Raw genomic sequence first — 17,707 nt, 5'->3', positions numbered from 1 at the left:
AAAATGTTGTCTCCCAAGCGGACCAAGTTCCGCAAGCAGTTCAAGGGCCGCATCCACGGTGATGCCAAGGGCGGCACCGCGCTGAACTTCGGCTCCTTCGGCCTCAAGGCCATGGAACCCGAGCGGATCACCGCGCGCCAGATCGAAGCCGCTCGCCGTGCCATCTCGCGCCACATCAAGCGCGCCGGCCGGTTGTGGATCCGTATCTTCCCCGACGTTCCCGTCACCTCCAAGCCTGCCGAAGTCCGCATGGGCAAGGGTAAGGGCAACCCGGAATTCTGGGTCGCCCGCGTCAAGCCAGGCCGGATCATGTTCGAGCTGGACGGTGTCCCGCACGATGTGGCCGTCGGCGCGTTCGAACGTGCGGCAGCCAAGCTGCCGATCAAGGTCAAGGTCGTCACTCGCCTCGGCGAACCGACCACGACACAGGACTGAGTATCATGGCACAGACCAAGCATTCGGACCTGATGGTCCAGACCGACGACCAGCTCGGCACGGCACTGCAGGAGCTCAAGCGCGAGCAGTTCAACCTGCGTTTCCAGTCGGCCACCGGCCAGCTGGAGAAGCCGGGTCGTATCCGCGAAGTGCGCCGCACTATCGCTCGTATCAAGACGCTTCAAGCCGGGCGTAGGCCCGCAACAGCAGCGCCCGGGCGCAAGCCTGTAACTGAAGCGCAGGGAGCCTAATATGCCCAAACGCGTCCTCCAGGGCACCGTCGTGTCCGACAAGGCCGACAAGACAGTGGTCGTGCTGATCGAGCGCAAGGTTGCGCATCCGGTCTATGGCAAGATCATTCGTCGGTCGAAGAAGTATCACGCCCACGACGAGGGCAACACGGTCAAGGCCGGCGATTTGGTCCGCATCGAGGAATGCGCCCCGATTTCCAAGCTGAAGACATGGAAAGTCATCGGTGCCGCTTCCGCAGCAGGCACCATTAAAGAAGAGGGATCGAACACATGATCCAGATGCAGACGAACCTTGATGTCGCTGACAACAGCGGCGCCAAAAGGGTGATGTGCATCAAGGTGCTGGGCGGATCGAAGCGTCGGTTCGCCGGCGTCGGCGATGTCATCGTCGTTTCGGTCAAGGAAGCGCAGCCCAAGGGCAAGGTCAAGAAGGGCGATGTGCACCGTGCCGTCGTTGTTCGCACCGCCAAGGACATCCGGCGCGCCGATGGCTCGGTCATCCGTTTCGACGGCAACGCCGCTGTGCTGATCAACAAGAACGAGGAGCCAATCGGCACCCGTATCTTTGGGCCAGTCGTTCGCGAGCTTCGCGCTTCGGGCCACATGAAGATCATCAGTCTTGCGCCGGAGGTGCTGTAATGAGCGCCGCAAAGATCAAGAAGGGCGACAAGGTCGTCGTCTTGTCCGGCAAGGACAAGGGCAAGCACGGCGAGGTCACCAAGGCGTTTCCGAAGGAAATGAAAATACTCGTCGGCGGCATCAACATGATGACCCGCCACAAGAAACCCTCGCAGACGAACCCCCAGGGTGGTCTTGAGCGCATCGAAGCGCCCATGCACATCTCCAAGGTCGCCATCGAGGACCCGAAGACCGGCAAGCCGACCCGCGTTGGCTTCAAGGTTCTTGAAGATGGTCGCAAGGTGCGAGTCGCCAAGCGGTCGGGAGAATTGATCGATGGCTGATTCAGCAAATCTGACCCGGATGCAGGCTCTGTACGTGGAAAAGATCCGCGCCCAGATGACCGAGCAGTTCGGCTACACCAACGTCATGCAGGTCCCCAAGATCGACAAGATCGTGATCAACATGGGTGTCGGCGAAGCGACGCAGGACAAGAAGAAGGTCGACAAGGCCGCCGAAGAAATGGCGCTGATCGCCGGGCAGAAGCCCGTCATCACGAAAGCCAAGAAGTCGGTTGCTTCCTTCAAACTCCGCGAAGGCATGCCGATCGGCTGCAAGGTTACCTTGCGCCGTGACAAGATGTACGAATTCCTCGACCGCCTGGTCACCGTGGCCCTGCCACGGGTTCGCGATTTCCGCGGGCTGAATCCCAAGTCGTTCGACGGCCGTGGCAATTATGCCATGGGCCTCAAGGAACAGATCATCTTCCCCGAGATCAACTATGACCGCATCGACAGCGTGCGCGGCATGGACGTGATCATCACGACGACGGCCAAGACCGACGACGAAGCCCGCGCGCTGCTCGCAGCATTCGGCCTGCCGTTCATCCAGCCTCCCGTTGAAACCAAGAAGGCAGCCTGACATGGCCAAGCTCTCCTCGATCAACAAGAACGAGCACCGCAAGGCACTCGTGGTGAAGTACGCCGGCAAGTTCGCCGTCCTCAAGGCCATCGCCAACGATGAAAGCCGCGACGACAACGAGCGTCTGATGGCGCGCCTGAAAATGGCCGAACTGCCACGCAATGCCAATCCGACGCGGGTACGCAACCGCTGCGAGCTTACCGGCCGCAGCCGCGCATACTACCGCAAGTTCAAGCTCTCGCGCATCATGCTCCGTGAATTGGCCAACAAAGGCCTGATTCCCGGCGTGACCAAGTCGAGCTGGTAGGACCGCAAGATGTCTTTGACCGACCCACTTGGTGACATGCTCACCCGCATCCGCAATGGCCAGCAGGCCAAGAAGGATTCGATCCTCACCCCGGCTTCCAAACTGCGCGCACGCGTTCTCGACGTGCTCCAGCGCGAAGGCTATATCCGCGGTTATTCCGAAGCCGATGGCGGCACTGCTGCGGCCGCACTTCGCATCGACCTGAAGTATTTCGAAGGCAAGCCGGCGATCCAGCACATCGCCCGCGTCTCGAAGCCAGGCCGCCGCGTCTATTCGGGTGCAACCGAACTGCCGCGGGTCCGCAACGGCCTCGGTATCGTCATTGTTTCGACGCCTAAGGGTGTTCTGTCCGACGCGGAAGCGCGTGAGCAGAATGCCGGCGGCGAAGTCCTCTGCCAGGTATTTTAAGCCATGTCGCGTATTGGGAAAAAGCCCGTGCCGGTGCCGGCCGGAGTTACCGCTTCCATCGGGGAGCGCACTCTGACCGTCAAAGGCCCTAAGGGCACGCTGACGATGCCGATGTCCGACGACATCAGCTATGCGATCGGCGAAGGCCAGATTGCCGTCACCCCGGCGAACGAAACCAAGCGGGCTCGCGCCTTCTGGGGCATGCAGCGCACGCTCGTTTCGAACCTCGTCGTCGGCGTCTCCGATGGTTTCACCAAGGTCCTCGAGATCACCGGCGTCGGTTACCGCGCCGCGGTGCAGGGATCGAACCTCAAGCTGCAGCTCGGCTACAGCCATGATGTCGATTTCACCATCCCCGAGGGCATCACCATCAAGACGCCCGACCAGACCACGGTTGAAATCACCGGCAGCGACAAGCAGGTCGTCGGCCAGATTGCCGCGGAAATCCGTCGCTGGCGCAAGCCCGAGCCTTACAAGGGCAAGGGTATCAAGTATCGCGGCGAGAAAATCTTCCGCAAGGAAGGGAAGAAGAAGTAATGGCCAGGCTCTCACTCTTCGATCAGCGCCGTCGGCGCGTCCGCACCTCGCTTCGCGCCAAGGGCGGCACGCGTCCCCGCCTGTCGATCCATCGCACGTCGCAGCACATCTACGCCCAGGTCATCGACGATGCCCGCGGCGTAACGGTGGCCTCGGCCTCGACGCTCGAAAAAGACGTCCGCGAAACCACTGGCGCCACCAAGGATGCAGCCGCATCCGTTGGCAAGCGCCTGGCCGAACGCGCCAAGGCTGCCGGCGTTTCCGCCGTGGTCTTCGATCGTGGCGGTTTCATCTTCCACGGCCGCGTCAAATCGCTGGCCGATGGTGCCCGCGAAGGCGGATTGGAGTTTTAATCGATGGCTGATGAAATCCAGAACGCCGGCACTCCCGGTGGCGGCGGACCCGGTGGTCCAGGCGGCCCAGGCGGCGATCGTCGTGGTCGCGGCGGTCCCGGTGGCCCTGGCGGCGGTCGTGGCCGCGGCCCCGGCGGGGGCAATGATCGTGATCGTGGTGGCCGTGGCCGCCGTGATGGCAACAATCCGATGGAGGCCGGCGGCGAAGAACTCGTCGAGAAACTGGTCCACATCAACCGCGTCTCCAAGACGGTAAAGGGCGGCAAGCGCTTCGGCTTTGCAGCACTCGTCGTCGTCGGCGATGCCAAGGGCCGCGTCGGCTTCGGCCACGGCAAGGCGCGCGAAGTGCCGGAAGCCATTCAAAAGGCAACCGCTGCTGCCAAGAAGGCAATGATCCGCGTGCCGCTGCGTGATGGCCGCACCCTGCATCATGATGGCTACGGCCATTTCGGCGCCGGCAAGGTCTATGTCCGCTCGGCCGCCCAGGGTACCGGCATCATCGCCGGCGGCCCGATGCGCGCCGTCTTCGAAGCTCTCGGCGTGGCCGATGTGGTGACCAAGTCGGTCGGCACCAACAATCCCTACAACATGATCCGGGCGACGTTCGCGGCGCTTGCGGAACAGACCAGCCCCAAGGCGGTAGCGCAGCGGCGCGGCAAGAAGATTGCCGATCTGATGGCGCGCCGCGGCGACGTTTCGGCCCGTGTGGCTGAAGCCGAAGCCGAAGCGGTCGCATAAGGACTAATCTGATGGCCAAAGTAAAAGATCCATCTGTATCCGGGGCGAAGGTCCGCGTGACGCAGACCGGTTCGCCGATCCGTCGTGCACCCGATCAGGAAGCAACCCTGATCGGCCTCGGACTCAACAAGATGAACCGTTCGCGCGAGCTCGAGGACACCCCCTCTGTTCGCGGCATGATCGCCAAGGTGGCGCACATGCTCAAGGTCGAAACGGTCGCCTGACCACCTGGCCCCGCTCCGGCGGGGTCACATCGTTGTCCCCGCTCCGGGGGGCCATTTCCCTATTCCTGCGCGCCCAAAGCGAAAGCGAGTGCATCTCATGACCAAGCTCAACGATCTCCACGACAATCCTGGTGCCCGCAAGTCACGCGTCCGCGTCGGCCGCGGCATCGGTTCCGGCTGCGGCAAGACCGGCGGCCGCGGTCAAAAGGGCCAGAAGTCCCGCTCGGGCGTCGCCATCAAGGGTTTCGAAGGCGGCCAGATGCCCCTTCACATGCGGCTGCCAAAGCGCGGCTTCAACAACATCTTCCGCAAGGACTATTCCGAGATCAACCTCGGCACTCTGCAGGCGATGATCGATGCCGGCCGCCTCGACGCCGGCAAGCTTATCGATCTCCAGGTTCTCGTCGACGCCGGCATCATCACCCACGGCCGTGACGGTCTCCGTCTCCTCGCCAAGGGCGTGCTGACCTCGAAGGTCACGCTCAAGATGGCCGGCGCCAGCGCCGCCGCCAAGGCCGCCGTCGAAGCCGCCGGTGGCAGCCTCGAACTCCCGGCACCAAAGCCCGAGCCGCTGACCCGCGACGAGCAGAAGGCGGCCCGTGCCGTCGCTCGCGAAGCCAAGGCTGCCAAGTTCAAGGCTGCAGCAACCGCTGCCAATTAAGCCAGTCTGCGGCATCAGCCGAAATGACTCATGGTAGAAACGCCGCGCACCGCCTATCTCAAGGCCTGTCGCGGCGTTTTGCCGTTTCGATGATCGGGTAATTAGATGGCGTCAGCCGCCGAACAGATGGCCGCGAACATCAGTTTCGCAAACTTTTCCAAGGCGACCGAGCTCAAGAAGCGCCTGTGGTTCACCCTCGGCGCGCTCATCGTGTTCCGCCTCGTCTCGTTCGTGCCGCTGCCCGGTATCGACCCGACTGCCCTCAACTCGCTGTTCCAGCAAACGCAGGGCGGCGTCCTCGATTTCTTCAACATGTTCTCCGGCGGCGCGCTCGAGCGCATGTCGCTGATTGCGCTCGGCGTCACTCCGTACATCACCGCATCGATCATCGTGCAGCTGCTTACCTCGCTGGTGCCCAGTTTCATCGCGCTGAAAAAGGAAGGCGACACCGGCCGCAAGACGCTCAACCAATATACCCGCTACGGCACCGTCTTCCTCACCGCGATCCAGGGCTATGGCATCGCCGTGGGTCTCGAAAGCTGGGGTTCGGGCCAGGGCGTCTCGGCGGTCATCGATCCGGGCGTGTTCTTCAGGGCCACGACCGTCATCAGCCTGATCGGCGGCACCATGTTCCTGATGTGGCTTGGCGAGCAGATCACCAGCCGCGGCATCGGCAACGGCATTTCGCTGATCATCATGGCCGGCATCGTCGCCAATCTGCCGCGCTCGATCGGCCAGCTATTCGAACAGGGTCGTACGGGCGCGCTTTCACCCGTCGCGCTGCTGCTGATCGTGATCGTCGCGCTCGCCACCATCGCCTTCATCTGCCTGATGGAGCGCGCCCAGCGCCGCATCCTGATCCAGTATCCCAAGCGCCAGGTCGGCACCCGCACTTTCCAGGGTGACAGCTCGCATCTGCCGCTGAAGCTCAACACCGCCGGCGTCATTCCGCCGATCTTCGCCTCGTCACTGCTGCTCATGCCGCTGACCGTCGCGCAGTTCGCAGCGCAGGGCAGCAGCAGCCCCGAATGGCTGCTGACAGTGACGACGGCGCTGCAACACGGCGCGCCGCTGTACATGCTCCTGTATGCAGCCGGCATCATCTTCTTCAGCTTCTTCTACACCGCGGTGGTCTTCAATCCCGAGGAAACCGCCGAAAACCTCAAGAAGTACGGCGGCTTTATCCCCGGCATCCGGCCCGGCGCGCGCACCTCCGATTATCTGGATTTCGTGCTCACTCGCATCACCGTCGTCGGCGCTGCCTATCTGACGCTGATCTGCCTGCTGCCCGAATTCCTGTCCGCCCGCCTCGGCACCGGCATGGCGCTGGGCGGCACTTCGATCCTCATCGTCGTCAACGTCACGATGGATACCGTCGCGCAAATTCAAAGTCACTTGCTCGCGCATCAGTATGAGGGTCTGATAAAGAAATCGAAATTGCGTGGGGGAGTGCGTCGTTGAACTTGATCTTGCTGGGTCCGCCCGGCGCGGGGAAGGGGACCCAGGCAAGCCGACTCGTCAAAGATCGAGCTCTTGTCCAGCTTTCCACGGGTGACATGCTCCGTGCCGCCGTCGCTGCCAAAACCGCCGTCGGCCTCCAGGCCCAGTCCGTGATGGCATCGGGCGGGCTCGTGTCCGACGATATCGTCAACGGTATCCTGTCGGATCGTCTCGACCACGACGACGCCCGCCGCGGCTTCATCCTCGATGGCTATCCGCGCACCAGCGTCCAGGCGCTGGCGCTCGACAAGATGCTCGCCGAAAAGGGCCTCGCCCTCGATCACGTCATCGAGCTCGAAGTCGACGAGGACGCGCTGGTCGATCGCATCACCGGCCGCTTCACCTGCGCCAAGTGCGGCGAAGGCTATCACAACCGCCACAAGCTGCCCAAGATCGCCGGCGTCTGCGATGTCTGCCGCTGCACCGAATTCAAGCGGCGTCCCGACGACAACGCCGAAACCGTCCGCACCCGCATGGCCGAATACCGTGCCAAGACCGCACCCATCCTGCCGCACTACGAAGCTCGGGGCCTGGTATCGCGTGTCGACGGCATGGCCGACATGGACGCTGTCGCCCGCAGCATCGACGCCATCCTCGACGCCTGACCGACGAACAAGGCTGTCATACCGGGCCTGATCCGGGACCCGGTTTCTTCTGCCGGCAAATTCTCCCCGACCTGTCATGCCAGCGCAGGCTGGCATCCAGCCTCCCCGCGCGATCACTCCCTCCGCGCCGAGCAACCTGATTGCCACCCACGCCATCACCGCGTAGCCACGCCGCCATGGTCCGCTACCTCTATCTCATCGCAGGGTTCGCATCGCTCGCGCTCGGCGCCGCCGGAGTCATCCTGCCACTCCTCCCCACCGTGCCCTTCGTGATCCTCGCCGCCTTCTGCTTCGCCCGCAGCAGCCCGCGCTTCGAGAACATGCTCCTCGAAAACCGCCATTTTGGCCCCCACATCGCCCGCTGGCGCGAACGCGGCGCAATCAGCCGCAAGGGCAAGAAGGCCGCGCTTTTCGCCTTCGCCATCTCGGCGATCATCGGGCTCCTGTTCGCCCCCTGGCCCTATGTCCTGTTTCCGCTCGCCGCCGCGGCCATCGGCGGCACCTGGATCTGGCGGCGTCCCGAGGCGTAGATATGCCGACGCCATCGCAGACTCGCGCGCGCTGCGCTAAACACCCGAAATCCAGCGCGCGACAAAGGATCATCCACCCATGAGGGCAATCTCCGGCCGCTACATCGCTTTCGCTATGTGCGTCGCCGTCCTTGTCGCCGGCCTGCTTCTCCAACCAAGCGGCACCGCCGGCCGCGGCGTCACCCTCGCCGCGTTTCTCCTCACCGCGCTTGGCATCCGCGACATGCTCCAGCCGCACCACTCGGTGCAGCGCAACTACCCCGTCATCGGCCACATCCGCTGGCTCATCGAAACCATCCGCCCCGAAATCCGCCAATACCTCCTCGAGGACGACAACGAGGCGCTGCCCTTCTCGCGCTCCCAGCGCAGCCTCGTCTATCGCCGCGCCAAGGGCGTCTCGTCCGAACACCCGTTCGGCACCATCATGGACGTCTATGCCGACGATTATGAGTTCATCCAGCACTCGATGCGTCCGGTCGCCGTCCCCGATCCCGCCGGCTTCCGCATCACCATCGGCAACGATCAATGCGCCCAGCCCTATTCCGCCAGCATCCTCAACATCTCGGCGATGAGCTTCGGCTCGCTGTCGGCCAACGCCATCCTCGCGCTCAACAAGGGCGCCGCGATGGGCAATTTCTACCACGACACCGGCGAGGGCAGCATCAGCCCCTATCACCGCGAAGGCGGCGGCGACATCGTCTGGGAAGTCGCCAGCGGCTATTTCGGCTGCCGCACGCCTGGCGGCTGCTTCGACCCCGACAAGTTCGCCGCCCAGGCCGTCTCGCCGCAGGTCAAGATGGTCGAGATCAAGCTCAGCCAGGGCGCCAAGCCCGGCCATGGCGGCATCCTGCCCGCCGCCAAGGTCACCCCCGAGATTGCCGCCACGCGCGGCGTCCCGCTCGGCCAGGACTGCATCTCGCCCGCCAGCCATTCGGCCTTCTCGACCCCGCTCGAGATGATGGATTTCATCACCCAGCTCCGCCGGCTATCGGGCGGCAAGCCCATCGGTTTCAAGCTTTGCGTCGGTCACCCCTGGGAATTCATGGCCATCGTCAAGGCCATGCTGAAAACCGGTGTCGTCCCCGATTTCATCGTTGTCGATGGCGGCGAAGGCGGCACCGGCGCCGCGCCGATGGAGTTCAGCGACCATGTCGGCACGCCGATGCGCGAGGGACTGCTCTTCGTCCACAACACCCTCGTCGGCGCCGGCCTGCGCGATCGCATCCGCATCGGCGTCGCCGGCCGGCTGATCAGCGCCTTCGACATCGCCGCTGTCCTCGCCATCGGCGCTGACTGGGCCAATTCGGCACGCGGCTTCATGTTCGCGCTCGGCTGCATCCAGTCGCTCAGCTGCAACACCAACAAATGCCCGACCGGCGTCGCCACCCAGGACCCCGGCCGCCAGCGCGCCCTCGTCGTCCCCGACAAGGCCACCCGCGTCCACCAGTTCCACGACCATACCGTCTCGGCCCTCGCCGACATGCTCGCCGCCGCAGGCATCTCGCACCCGGACGAGCTCCAGCCCCACCACGTCGCCCAGCGCGTCGACTCGAACCGCGTCCGCGGCCTCGATCAACTCCACCAGTTTCTGAAACCCGGCGAACTCATCGACCGCAGCTGCGCCTTCACCTTCTATAAGAGCAATTGGGACCGTGCGAGTGCCGACAGCTTTGGCCAGGTCATCGACATGAGCCAGCCGAATCGGATGGCGGATATGCCCGAGACGATCGGCAGGGCGGCGGAGTAGCTGTCCTACAGTGGGCGATTCTGCTACTCGTTGCTGGCTTCCAACCCGTACTTGACCTGCCCGCAAGAAAACGTGCGAAAGCGGAAAATGCGGAAAATGTTAACGATTGTAGGGAACCCCTTTTCGCTTCCCTCTCCCCCTGCGGGAGAGGGCGACTCGCACCCTTGTTCGAGCGGATGAGGGGTAGCAATCGCGCAGAAGAAGGAAGCCAGTAGGCAAGGGCATGGGCAAAGCCCATGCTGACGTCGGACGAGTTCAGCGCGCTTCGCCCGCGCTGCCTTACCGGCCGAGCTTGCGCCTGTCGGCGCGTAGCGAATTGCTACGCGCTCGCGGCCCTACGCCCTTGACTTATCCCCCTCATCCAGTTAGCAGCCCCTTTCCGACAACCGGAGAACTGACCCGGCGGCCGTCTCGGCTGTCCGGTTCTTGCTTTGAGATGGAATGCCTGCCCAGCGCATTCCGTGGAGCTTGGAAGGAAACAATCTGTGGCACGTATTGCGGGTGTTAACATCCCGACCAACAAGCGCGTTGAAATCGCTCTCACCTACATTCACGGCATCGGCCGGACCACCGCATCGCGGATCTCCAATGAATTGGGCTTCCCGATCGAGCGCCGCGTCCAGGACTTGACCGATTCGGAAGTCCTCTCGATCCGCGAAAAGATCGACAAGGAACTGACCGTCGAGGGTGATCTTCGTCGACAGACCGCGATGAACATCAAGCGCCTGATGGACCTCGCCTGCTATCGCGGCCTGCGTCATCGCCGTGGCCTCCCCGTTCGCGGCCAGCGGACCCACACCAACGCGCGTACCCGCAAGGGTAAGGCCAAGCCGATCGCCGGCAAGAAGAAGTAAGCCGCAAGGGCTCGCTTTTTCTCCAACGATCGACTGAAAGATTAGGATTTTTCGATGGCACGCGAAGTTGCACGCATCAAGCGCCGCGAGCGCAAGAACATTACCTCGGGCGTCGCTCATGTGAACGCCAGTTTCAACAACACCATGATCACCATCACCGATGCCCAGGGCAATGCGATTGCCTGGTCGTCGGCGGGCACCATGGGCTTCAAGGGCAGCCGCAAGTCGACGCCGTTCGCGGCGCAGATGGCCGCCGAAGACGCTGGCAAGAAGGCCGCCGAACACGGCGTCCGGACGCTCGAAGTCGAAGTCCGCGGTCCCGGTTCGGGTCGCGAATCGGCGCTCCGTGCGCTCCAGGCCGTTGGTTTCCAGATCACCGCGATCCGCGACGTTACGCCGATCCCGCACAATGGCGTGCGCCCTCCGAAGCGCCGCCGCGTCTGACGCCTCCGCGTTTTGGCGGCGTCTCGGCCGCGCTCTCCCCGGGCGCGGATTTCGAATTCAATAATGACGGGGACGGGCGGGTGACGATCCGCTCCTCTCCAATGATGAGGTGAGCCTGTGGCAGTGATCGCCAAGAACTGGACCGAACTGAAGAAGCCGAACCGGCTCGAAGCCCGGCCCAGCGCCGATAACCGCCGCAAGGCGAGCTTCGTCGCCGAGCCGCTCGAGCGTGGTTTCGGCCTGACGCTCGGCAATGCCCTGCGCCGCGTCCTGCTGTCGTCGCTGCAAGGCGCCGCGGTAACCGCCATCAAGATCGACGGCGTGCTGCACGAATTCTCGTCGCTCGCTGGCGTTCGCGAAGACGTGACCGACATCGTCCTCAACATCAAGCAGGTTGCCATCCGCATGCAGGGCGATCAGCCCAAGCGTGTGCATTTGACGGCGACCGGCCCGGGCGAAGTCACCGCCGGCCAGATCAACGTGTCGGGCGACATGGAGGTCCTCAACACGGACCTCGTCATCTGCACGCTCGATGAAGGCGCGACGCTCAACATGGAATTGACGGTCGAAGCCGGCAAGGGCTACGTCCCCGCCAGCGCCAACCGTCCGGCCGACGCACCGATCGGCCTCGTGCCCGTCGATGCGCTCTACTCGCCGATCCGCCAGGTCAGCTACAAAGTCGACAACACCCGCGTCGGGCAGGAACTCGATTACGACAAGCTGACCATCCAGGTCGAAACCGACGGCACCGTCACCCCGGACGACGCCCTGGCCTACGCCGCCAAGATTCTCCAGGACCAGCTCCAGCTGTTCGTCAATTTCGAGGATGTCGTGACAGCGGCTCCGGCACCGGCACCCGCTGGCGGTCCGATCGAAGTCGACGACAACACCGTCATCAACCGCTTCCTGCTGAAGAAGGTCGACGAGCTCGAATTGAGCGTGCGTTCGGCCAACTGCCTCAAGAACGACAACATCATCTACATCGGCGACTTGGTCCAGAAGACCGAGAGCGAGATGCTGCGGACCCCGAACTTCGGGCGCAAATCCTTGAACGAGATTAAGGAAGTGCTCGGCCACATGAACCTGCGCCTCGGCATGGAAATCAGTGGCTGGCCGCCCGAGAACATCGAGGAAATGGCGAAGAAGCTCGAACAGGAATTCTAGAGCTTCTTGACGACACGGTCGGGCAATTCTGCCCGACCTGATCCGGGGTACCTGACACGGCCCCCTTTCGAACGGAGTGAATATCATGCGTCACGGTAATGCCCATCGCAAACTTGGCCGGACCACCAGCCACCGCCTCGCCATGTTCCGCAACATGTCGGCCAGCCTCATCAAGCACGAGCAGATCAAGACGACCTTGCCAAAGGCGCGCGAAATCCGCCCGTACATGGAAAAGCTGATCACCCTCGCCAAGCATGGTGGCCTGTCGAACCGCCGTCTCGCTCACGCCCGCCTCGGCGACGATGTCCAGTTGATCAAGCTGTTCGACATCCTCGCCGCGCGCTATGCCGATCGTCCAGGCGGCTATGTCCGCATCATCAAGGCCGGCCTGCGTCGTTCGGACGCGACGCCGATGGCCTATGTCGAATTCGTCGACCGCGACACTTCGGCAAAGGGCCTCGATTCCGGCCCGGTCGAAGTCTTCGACGACGAAGGCTGATCTTCGACTGATTGCGCGCTTGCCGGCCCGGTGATAGCTGGCCCGGCAAATAGCGCTTCTCCCGAAATCTAGCGAAAGACGACCCGATCATGGCTGACGAATTCGACGTTGACGGCATCGACGCAGACGCCGGCGAAACCGGCCTCGACATGAGCGCCGAGCCGATGCCGCAGGTTTCGATCCTGACCCAGTACGTCAAGGACCTGTCGTTCGAGAACCCCAACGCCCCAGGTTCGCTCCAGTCGACCGAGCAGCCCCGCATCGAGATCAACGTCGCCGTCAACGCCAAGCGCGGCGGCGACAACGTCTATGAAGTCGAGCTCAAGATCAACGCGCGCGCCATGGCCGGCGACAGCCTCGCCTTCTCGATCGACCTGCTCTACGCCGGCCTCTTCGGCCTCGCCAACGTGCCCGAGGAGGCGCTCGAGCCGTTCCTGATCATCGAAGCGCCGCGGATCATCTTCCCCTTCGCCCGCCGCATCATCGCCGATTCGGTCCGCGACGGCGGCTTCCCGCCGCTCATGCTCGACCCCATCGATTTCGCGTCGCTCTACATGGCGCAGCAGCAAAGCGGCGCCGGCAACCAGGTCGGTAATGCCTAGTCTTCTTCCCTCTCCCCGTGCGGGAGAGGGCGACTCGCCAACGGCGAGCGGGGTGAGGGGCCCTGCCTCCGTCTCAACCCGATGAACCTCGTCCGCGCCACCGCCACGATCGGCGGCCTGACCCTCATCAGTCGCATCGCCGGTTTCGTCCGCGACATGCTGATGGCGCGCTTCGTCGGTGCCGGCATGGCCGCCGACGCCTTCCTCATCGCCTTCCGCCTGCCCAACCTCTTCCGCGCGCTGTTCGCCGAGGGCGCCTTCTCCGCCGCCTTCGTGCCCATGTTCAACCGCCAGGTCGGCGCCGACAACGGCGACCTTACCGGCGCCAAGCGCTTCGCCGAGGATGCCCTTGCCGTCCTCCTCCCCGTCCTCGTCATATTCACCATCATCATGGTCATCGCCGCCGGCCCGATCGTCTGGGGCCTGACCGGCGGCTTCCCCGAATCCGACCCGCGCAAGTTCGATCTCGCCGTCGATTTCACCCGGCTGACCTTCCCCTACCTCCTGCTCATCAGCCTCGTCTCGCTGATGGGCGGCATCCTCAATTCAATCGGCCGCTTCTGGGTCAACGCCGCCGCGCCAATCCTGCTCAACCTCGCCCTCATCGCCGGGCTGCTGCTGTTCCGCGGCGCCACCGACGTCGAGACCGCGCGCGTCCAGGCGGTCTGTGTCTCGATCGCCGGCATCCTGCAGTTCCTCTGGCTGCTCTGGTCGTGCCTGCGCGCCGACATCCGCCTCCGCCTCCGTCGCCCGCGCCTGACCCCCCAGGTCCGCCGCCTCATGTCCATCGCCGCCCCTGCCGCCATCGGTGCCGGCGCGATCCAGTTCAACATGTTGATCTCGACCGCCATCGCGGCGCGCTTCCTTCCCGAAGGCGCCATCAGCTTCCTCTACTATGCCGATCGCCTCAACCAGCTACCCCTCGGCCTGATCGGCATCGGCGTCGGTACCGCCATGCTCCCGGCCCTGTCGCGCCAGCTCGGCACCGGCAACGATGTCGCGGCCGCCCACACCCAGAACCGCGCCATCGAACTCGTCCTCCTGCTGACGCTGCCCGCTGCCGCCGCACTCACCGTCTCCGCCGCGCCGATCATCCGCGCCCTGCTCGAGCACGGCCGCTTCATGCCCTCGGATACCAGCGCCACAGCAACCGCACTCGCCGCCTTTTCGCTCGGCCTGCCGGCGTACGTCCTCATCAAGGTTCTCACCCCCGGCTTCTACGCCCGCCAGGACACCCGCATGCCGGTCCGCATCGCCATCGCCTCGATGCTGGTCAACCTCACCCTCAACCTCATCCTGATCTGGCCGATGGGCCATGTCGGCATTGCGCTGTCGACCGCCATCGCCGCCTGGGTCAACGCCATCGCGCTGTGGCTCGTCCTGCGCCGACGCGGGCATTTCGTCGTCGATCCGCGCCTCAAGCGCACCCTGCCGCGCCTGTTTGCCGCCGCCGCTCTGATGGTCGCCGCGCTGTTCTCCCTCAACCCGTTCCTTGCCCCCTTCACCGGCGGCAACCTTCTCGAACGTATCGTCTCGCTGTCGCTGCTGATCGGCGCTGGCAGCATCGTCTATCTCGTCGCCGCCCGGCTGCTCGGCGTCTTCACCCTTGCTGAACTCAAGTCCCAATTCTCGCGCAAAGGCACCGCCAAATGAGCCGCGTCTTCTCCGGAATCCAGCCGACCGGGAACCTCCATCTCGGCAACTACCTCGGGGCCATCCGCAACTGGGTGACGATGCAGGACGCGTACGAAGCGATCTTCTGCGTCGTCGACCTTCACGCCATCACCGTCCCGCAGGACCCCGCGGTCCTGCGCCGCGGCATCCGCGAGATGACCGCCGCGCTGCTCGCCAGCGGGCTGGACCCCGCCCGCTGCATCCTATTCCAGCAAAGCCAGGTCCGCGTCCACGCCGAGCTCGCCTGGGTGCTGTCGTGCAGCGCCCGCATGGGCTGGCTCGGCCGTATGACGCAGTTCAAGGAAAAATCCGGCAAGGATCGCGAAGGCGCCAGCGTCGGCCTGTTCACTTACCCGGTGCTCCAGGCCGCCGACATCCTCGCCTACAAGGCCACTCATGTTCCCGTCGGAGACGACCAGAAACAGCATCTCGAACTCGCCCGCGACATCGCCCAGAAATTCAACACCGACTACGGCGTCGACCTGTTCCCACTGCCCGAACCCGTCATCCAGGGTCCCGCTACTCGCATCATGAGCCTGCGTGACGGCAGCGCCAAGATGTCGAAATCGGACCCCAGCGACGCCGCCCGCATCAACATGACCGACGACGCCGACGCCATCGCCCAAAAGATCAAGCGCGCCCGCACCGACGACGACGCGCTTCCGTCCGAGCCAGCCGGGCTTGCCGGACGCCCCGAAGCTGCCAATCTCGTCGCCATCATGGCGGCGCTCGAGAATGTATCGGTTGCCGACGTGCTCACCCGCCATGGCGGCCAGGGCTTCGGGCAATTCAAGCCCGCCCTCGCCGATGTCATGGTCGCTGTCCTCGCGCCGATCACCGCGCGCTTCACCGAGCTGTGCAAAGACACTGCCTATCTCGACACAGTTCTCGCGGGCGGAGCTGTTCGCGCCCGCGCCATTGCGGAGCCTGTTCTTGCTCAGGTCCATCGCGCCATCGGTTTCACGTCCTGAGACCGTGTCAATCCGTGCCGGAGCCGAGTTCAGCAACAGTTAACTTGTAAATCATCATGTAAAGTCCATGTTTTCCGATAACAAAGCGTGTGCCGAGCACGGAAATATAAGGTTGCACCGATGATGTCGTCTGGTCGAGATGTCCTTCAAGGCCGCGCCCGCGTCCTTCTGCCCCTTGCAGGCCTGGCGCTTCTCGCGGGCTGCGCGCCGACTTTCGAAGCTCGGGTGGCGCGCTTTAATGCGCTGCCGCCACAGTCTGCCAAAAGCTTTGTCATCGAGGCCGGCAACCCCGACAAGGCCGGCAGCCTCGAGTTCGCAACCTACGCTGCCTTGGTTCGCCAGCAATTGCTGACCAACGGCTTTGTCGAGGCAGCGACGCCGTCGCAGGCTGCCGTTACTGTGCAGTTCGACTATAACGTCGGTCCACCGCGTGAACGTATTCAGACTCGGCCCGGCACTGGCTTCGGCGGCTGGGGCGGCGGTTGGGGAGGTGGCTGGGGCGGCGCCGGTTGGGGTGGTGCCGGTTGGGGCGGCGGCTGGGGTGGCCGTTACGGCGGCTACGGCTGGAATCCATATTGGGGCGGTGCCTGGGGTGGCGGCTGGGGCGCTCCCGAGGTTTATTCGGTTACGCAGTTCACCAGCCAGGTGGCGATGAAGATGTATCGCAGTGCCGACAAGGCCAGTGTCTTCGAAGGTCGCGCCGAGACTGTCAGCACCTCGAACAACCTGCCAAAGCTGGTACCAAACCTTGTCACTGCCATGTTTACAAAGTTCCCCGGGCAGAGCGGCGAAACCGTCCGTGTCCGTTTTGACCCGACCCGTCCGGACCGGCCGGCGACTGTCCGCCCAACGAGCTGACCGGCACGCCGGGTACGCCCCGACCGCTGTATAGCGTGCACCAAAAAGCCGCTGCCCCGGGGCAGCGGCTTTTTATTTGCCGGCAAATCCTACTGCGGCGGCACTTCTTCGCTCTGCCCCATGCGACCGGTCCGGTCCCGCGCCCAGGCGTCGATGTGATCCTGGTTGCAACCGCTTGCGCCGCCCGAACCGACAACCGAGCAGCTACCGATCGAACCGCCGGCGCCGCCGCTCGCATCACCGAGCAACAGGCTGCGGTTGGCCTGGAACGGGCTCGTGCGCTGGTCGTTGGCCGCGCGCAGCTGCTGTGGAATCCGGTAGATTTCCGAATCCGGCAGGCGGGCGCAGACGACGACCTCGTCGGGTGACGAAGGTTTGGGGCATTCCTCGGTGCCGAACACCGTCACCAGCCTCTCGCGCGGTTGGCTGGTATCACCGCCGGGCGCCGGAACCGGCTTCAACGTGCTGCGCGCCGGGGCGGGCGTCGCAGCTGGGGCGGGTGCCGCGGCCGGCGTTTCCTGTGCCGCTCTCCCCTGCTCCGGGCCGGCAACCAGTATGACCGCCGCCAAGGGCATCAGCATCAGCATCAGCATCGTTGCAGCCCGCATCGTCATCAACTCCCGTTATGGCGTCATCGCTTAAAGCCTTTATGCGATCCGTGTAACCATTGATTCCTGAACGGCCCCTGTTGGCGATATCCCGTGTTCTCGATGATCCGGACATTCGCTATCATCGACTTTTGACACCATCGACAGAAGTTGATCGGTGCCTCGAATATCCACAATATGTTGCTGCCGATGCGGCCG

General features: G+C 64.0%; 26 protein-coding genes. 25 read left to right on the top strand and 1 reads right to left on the bottom strand.

From position 1 onward, the window contains the following. The first annotated feature begins 3 nt into the window (after positions 1-3). The 25 genes from rplP to IEW98_RS12590 all read left to right on the top strand — a co-directional run bounded on the left by rplP (position 4) and on the right by IEW98_RS12590 (position 16,901). The gene (rplP, locus tag IEW98_RS12710) at positions 4-435 is read left to right on the top strand and encodes a 50S ribosomal protein L16 (RefSeq protein ID WP_188763327.1); all 432 of its coding nucleotides are present in this window, start codon (positions 4-6) and stop codon (positions 433-435) included. A 5-nt stretch (positions 436-440) separates the two neighbouring features. Further along, positions 441-686: a 50S ribosomal protein L29 gene (gene rpmC, locus IEW98_RS12705; RefSeq protein WP_188763326.1), complete on the top strand. Its 246-nt coding sequence runs from the start codon at positions 441-443 to the stop codon at positions 684-686. Between the two features lies 1 nt (position 687). After that, on the top strand, positions 688-960 hold the full coding sequence (gene rpsQ, locus IEW98_RS12700; RefSeq protein WP_188763325.1) for a 30S ribosomal protein S17: 273 nt from the start codon (positions 688-690) through the stop codon (positions 958-960). Then, positions 957-1,325, top strand: a complete 369-nt coding sequence (gene rplN / locus IEW98_RS12695) for a 50S ribosomal protein L14 (protein WP_152577513.1) — start codon at positions 957-959, stop codon at positions 1,323-1,325. Before rpsQ ends, rplN begins: the two co-directional genes overlap by 4 nt. After that, positions 1,325-1,648, top strand: coding sequence for a 50S ribosomal protein L24 (rplX, locus tag IEW98_RS12690; protein ID WP_188763324.1), 324 nt, complete (start codon positions 1,325-1,327; stop codon positions 1,646-1,648). The genes rplN and rplX overlap by 1 nt, the downstream gene beginning before the upstream one ends. Further along, positions 1,641-2,225, top strand: a complete 585-nt coding sequence (gene rplE / locus IEW98_RS12685; RefSeq protein WP_188763323.1) for a 50S ribosomal protein L5 — start codon at positions 1,641-1,643, stop codon at positions 2,223-2,225. The genes rplX and rplE overlap by 8 nt, the downstream gene beginning before the upstream one ends. A 1-nt stretch (position 2,226) precedes the next feature. Next, positions 2,227-2,532, top strand: coding sequence for a 30S ribosomal protein S14 (gene rpsN, locus IEW98_RS12680; protein ID WP_152577516.1), 306 nt, complete (start codon positions 2,227-2,229; stop codon positions 2,530-2,532). Positions 2,533-2,541: 9 nt separating this feature from the next. Beyond that, positions 2,542-2,940, top strand: a complete 399-nt coding sequence (gene rpsH / locus IEW98_RS12675; protein ID WP_188763322.1) for a 30S ribosomal protein S8 — start codon at positions 2,542-2,544, stop codon at positions 2,938-2,940. Positions 2,941-2,943: 3 nt separating this feature from the next. After that, positions 2,944-3,477 (top strand): 50S ribosomal protein L6, encoded by a 534-nt coding sequence (gene rplF, locus IEW98_RS12670; protein ID WP_188763321.1) that lies wholly within the window; start codon positions 2,944-2,946, stop codon positions 3,475-3,477. Continuing rightward, entirely contained in the window at positions 3,477-3,830 is a 354-nt protein-coding gene (gene rplR, locus IEW98_RS12665) for a 50S ribosomal protein L18 (protein ID WP_188763320.1), read from the top strand. Before rplF ends, rplR begins: the two co-directional genes overlap by 1 nt. Positions 3,831-3,833: 3 nt before the next feature. Then, positions 3,834-4,568 carry a 30S ribosomal protein S5 gene (gene rpsE / locus IEW98_RS12660; RefSeq protein ID WP_243450750.1) on the top strand — a complete coding sequence of 245 codons (735 nt, stop codon included), beginning with the start codon at positions 3,834-3,836 and terminating at the stop codon, positions 4,566-4,568. A gap of 11 nt (positions 4,569-4,579) precedes the next feature. Then, the gene (rpmD, locus tag IEW98_RS12655) at positions 4,580-4,792 is read left to right on the top strand and encodes a 50S ribosomal protein L30 (protein ID WP_188763319.1); all 213 of its coding nucleotides are present in this window, start codon (positions 4,580-4,582) and stop codon (positions 4,790-4,792) included. A 97-nt stretch (positions 4,793-4,889) separates the two neighbouring features. Continuing rightward, the gene (gene rplO / locus IEW98_RS12650; protein WP_188763318.1) at positions 4,890-5,453 is read left to right on the top strand and encodes a 50S ribosomal protein L15; all 564 of its coding nucleotides are present in this window, start codon (positions 4,890-4,892) and stop codon (positions 5,451-5,453) included. A 105-nt stretch (positions 5,454-5,558) separates the two neighbouring features. Further along, positions 5,559-6,914, top strand: coding sequence for a preprotein translocase subunit SecY (secY, locus tag IEW98_RS12645; RefSeq protein WP_188763317.1), 1,356 nt, complete (start codon positions 5,559-5,561; stop codon positions 6,912-6,914). Beyond that, positions 6,911-7,558 (top strand): adenylate kinase, encoded by a 648-nt coding sequence (locus IEW98_RS12640; RefSeq protein ID WP_188763316.1) that lies wholly within the window; start codon positions 6,911-6,913, stop codon positions 7,556-7,558. The genes secY and IEW98_RS12640 overlap by 4 nt, the downstream gene beginning before the upstream one ends. 176 nt (positions 7,559-7,734) lie before the next feature. Next, entirely contained in the window at positions 7,735-8,088 is a 354-nt protein-coding gene (locus tag IEW98_RS12635; RefSeq protein ID WP_188763355.1) for a YbaN family protein, read from the top strand. Between the two features lie 79 nt (positions 8,089-8,167). Beyond that, entirely contained in the window at positions 8,168-9,835 is a 1,668-nt protein-coding gene (locus tag IEW98_RS12630) for an FMN-binding glutamate synthase family protein (RefSeq protein WP_188763315.1), read from the top strand. Between the two features lie 485 nt (positions 9,836-10,320). Further along, a complete protein-coding gene (rpsM, locus tag IEW98_RS12625; protein ID WP_188763314.1) occupies positions 10,321-10,689 on the top strand; it encodes a 30S ribosomal protein S13 in 369 nt (122 codons plus the stop codon). A gap of 54 nt (positions 10,690-10,743) precedes the next feature. Further along, positions 10,744-11,133, top strand: a complete 390-nt coding sequence (gene rpsK / locus IEW98_RS12620; protein WP_152577529.1) for a 30S ribosomal protein S11 — start codon at positions 10,744-10,746, stop codon at positions 11,131-11,133. Between the two features lie 117 nt (positions 11,134-11,250). Further along, positions 11,251-12,297: a DNA-directed RNA polymerase subunit alpha gene (locus IEW98_RS12615; protein ID WP_188763313.1), complete on the top strand. Its 1,047-nt coding sequence runs from the start codon at positions 11,251-11,253 to the stop codon at positions 12,295-12,297. 85 nt (positions 12,298-12,382) lie between these two features. After that, positions 12,383-12,796: a 50S ribosomal protein L17 gene (rplQ, locus tag IEW98_RS12610; RefSeq protein ID WP_188763312.1), complete on the top strand. Its 414-nt coding sequence runs from the start codon at positions 12,383-12,385 to the stop codon at positions 12,794-12,796. Positions 12,797-12,885: 89 nt separating this feature from the next. Continuing rightward, the gene (secB, locus tag IEW98_RS12605) at positions 12,886-13,398 is read left to right on the top strand and encodes a protein-export chaperone SecB (RefSeq protein WP_188763311.1); all 513 of its coding nucleotides are present in this window, start codon (positions 12,886-12,888) and stop codon (positions 13,396-13,398) included. Positions 13,399-13,479: 81 nt separating this feature from the next. Further along, positions 13,480-15,051: a murein biosynthesis integral membrane protein MurJ gene (gene murJ, locus IEW98_RS12600; protein ID WP_188763310.1), complete on the top strand. Its 1,572-nt coding sequence runs from the start codon at positions 13,480-13,482 to the stop codon at positions 15,049-15,051. After that, on the top strand, positions 15,048-16,043 hold the full coding sequence (trpS, locus tag IEW98_RS12595; protein ID WP_188763309.1) for a tryptophan--tRNA ligase: 996 nt from the start codon (positions 15,048-15,050) through the stop codon (positions 16,041-16,043). Before murJ ends, trpS begins: the two co-directional genes overlap by 4 nt. 225 nt (positions 16,044-16,268) lie before the next feature. Next, entirely contained in the window at positions 16,269-16,901 is a 633-nt protein-coding gene (locus IEW98_RS12590; RefSeq protein WP_243450749.1) for a DUF4136 domain-containing protein, read from the top strand. An 89-nt stretch (positions 16,902-16,990) separates the two neighbouring features. On the opposite strand, the gene IEW98_RS12585 is transcribed toward IEW98_RS12590, so the two are convergent. Continuing rightward, positions 16,991-17,515 (bottom strand): hypothetical protein, encoded by a 525-nt coding sequence (locus tag IEW98_RS12585; protein WP_188763308.1) that lies wholly within the window; start codon positions 17,513-17,515, stop codon positions 16,991-16,993. Positions 17,516-17,707: the final 192 nt, after the last annotated feature.

This window comes from Sandarakinorhabdus glacialis (genome assembly GCF_014643455.1).
GTDB lineage: Bacteria > Pseudomonadota > Alphaproteobacteria > Sphingomonadales > Sphingomonadaceae > Sandarakinorhabdus > Sandarakinorhabdus glacialis.
Note: the sequence above shows the minus strand (reverse complement) of the source record. Positions and strands in the feature narration are given on the sequence as shown.

What these genes read in the sequence shown, in the direction of transcription:
- rplP (WP_188763327.1), top strand. Translation starts at nt 4, where the DNA reads ATGTTGTCTCCCAAGCGGACCAAGTTCCGCAAGCAGTTCAAGGGCCGC.
- rpmC (WP_188763326.1), top strand. Translation starts at nt 441, where the DNA reads ATGGCACAGACCAAGCATTCGGACCTGATGGTCCAGACCGACGACCAG.
- rpsQ (WP_188763325.1), top strand. Translation starts at nt 688, where the DNA reads ATGCCCAAACGCGTCCTCCAGGGCACCGTCGTGTCCGACAAGGCCGAC.
- rplN (WP_152577513.1), top strand. Translation starts at nt 957, where the DNA reads ATGATCCAGATGCAGACGAACCTTGATGTCGCTGACAACAGCGGCGCC.
- rplX (WP_188763324.1), top strand. Translation starts at nt 1,325, where the DNA reads ATGAGCGCCGCAAAGATCAAGAAGGGCGACAAGGTCGTCGTCTTGTCC.
- rplE (WP_188763323.1), top strand. Translation starts at nt 1,641, where the DNA reads ATGGCTGATTCAGCAAATCTGACCCGGATGCAGGCTCTGTACGTGGAA.
- rpsN (WP_152577516.1), top strand. Translation starts at nt 2,227, where the DNA reads ATGGCCAAGCTCTCCTCGATCAACAAGAACGAGCACCGCAAGGCACTC.
- rpsH (WP_188763322.1), top strand. Translation starts at nt 2,542, where the DNA reads ATGTCTTTGACCGACCCACTTGGTGACATGCTCACCCGCATCCGCAAT.
- rplF (WP_188763321.1), top strand. Translation starts at nt 2,944, where the DNA reads ATGTCGCGTATTGGGAAAAAGCCCGTGCCGGTGCCGGCCGGAGTTACC.
- rplR (WP_188763320.1), top strand. Translation starts at nt 3,477, where the DNA reads ATGGCCAGGCTCTCACTCTTCGATCAGCGCCGTCGGCGCGTCCGCACC.
- rpsE (WP_243450750.1), top strand. Translation starts at nt 3,834, where the DNA reads ATGGCTGATGAAATCCAGAACGCCGGCACTCCCGGTGGCGGCGGACCC.
- rpmD (WP_188763319.1), top strand. Translation starts at nt 4,580, where the DNA reads ATGGCCAAAGTAAAAGATCCATCTGTATCCGGGGCGAAGGTCCGCGTG.
- rplO (WP_188763318.1), top strand. Translation starts at nt 4,890, where the DNA reads ATGACCAAGCTCAACGATCTCCACGACAATCCTGGTGCCCGCAAGTCA.
- secY (WP_188763317.1), top strand. Translation starts at nt 5,559, where the DNA reads ATGGCGTCAGCCGCCGAACAGATGGCCGCGAACATCAGTTTCGCAAAC.
- IEW98_RS12635 (WP_188763355.1), top strand. Translation starts at nt 7,735, where the DNA reads ATGGTCCGCTACCTCTATCTCATCGCAGGGTTCGCATCGCTCGCGCTC.
- IEW98_RS12630 (WP_188763315.1), top strand. Translation starts at nt 8,168, where the DNA reads ATGAGGGCAATCTCCGGCCGCTACATCGCTTTCGCTATGTGCGTCGCC.
- rpsK (WP_152577529.1), top strand. Translation starts at nt 10,744, where the DNA reads ATGGCACGCGAAGTTGCACGCATCAAGCGCCGCGAGCGCAAGAACATT.
- rplQ (WP_188763312.1), top strand. Translation starts at nt 12,383, where the DNA reads ATGCGTCACGGTAATGCCCATCGCAAACTTGGCCGGACCACCAGCCAC.
- secB (WP_188763311.1), top strand. Translation starts at nt 12,886, where the DNA reads ATGGCTGACGAATTCGACGTTGACGGCATCGACGCAGACGCCGGCGAA.
- murJ (WP_188763310.1), top strand. Translation starts at nt 13,480, where the DNA reads ATGAACCTCGTCCGCGCCACCGCCACGATCGGCGGCCTGACCCTCATC.
- trpS (WP_188763309.1), top strand. Translation starts at nt 15,048, where the DNA reads ATGAGCCGCGTCTTCTCCGGAATCCAGCCGACCGGGAACCTCCATCTC.
- IEW98_RS12585 (WP_188763308.1), bottom strand. Translation starts at nt 17,515, where the DNA reads ATGACGATGCGGGCTGCAACGATGCTGATGCTGATGCTGATGCCCTTG.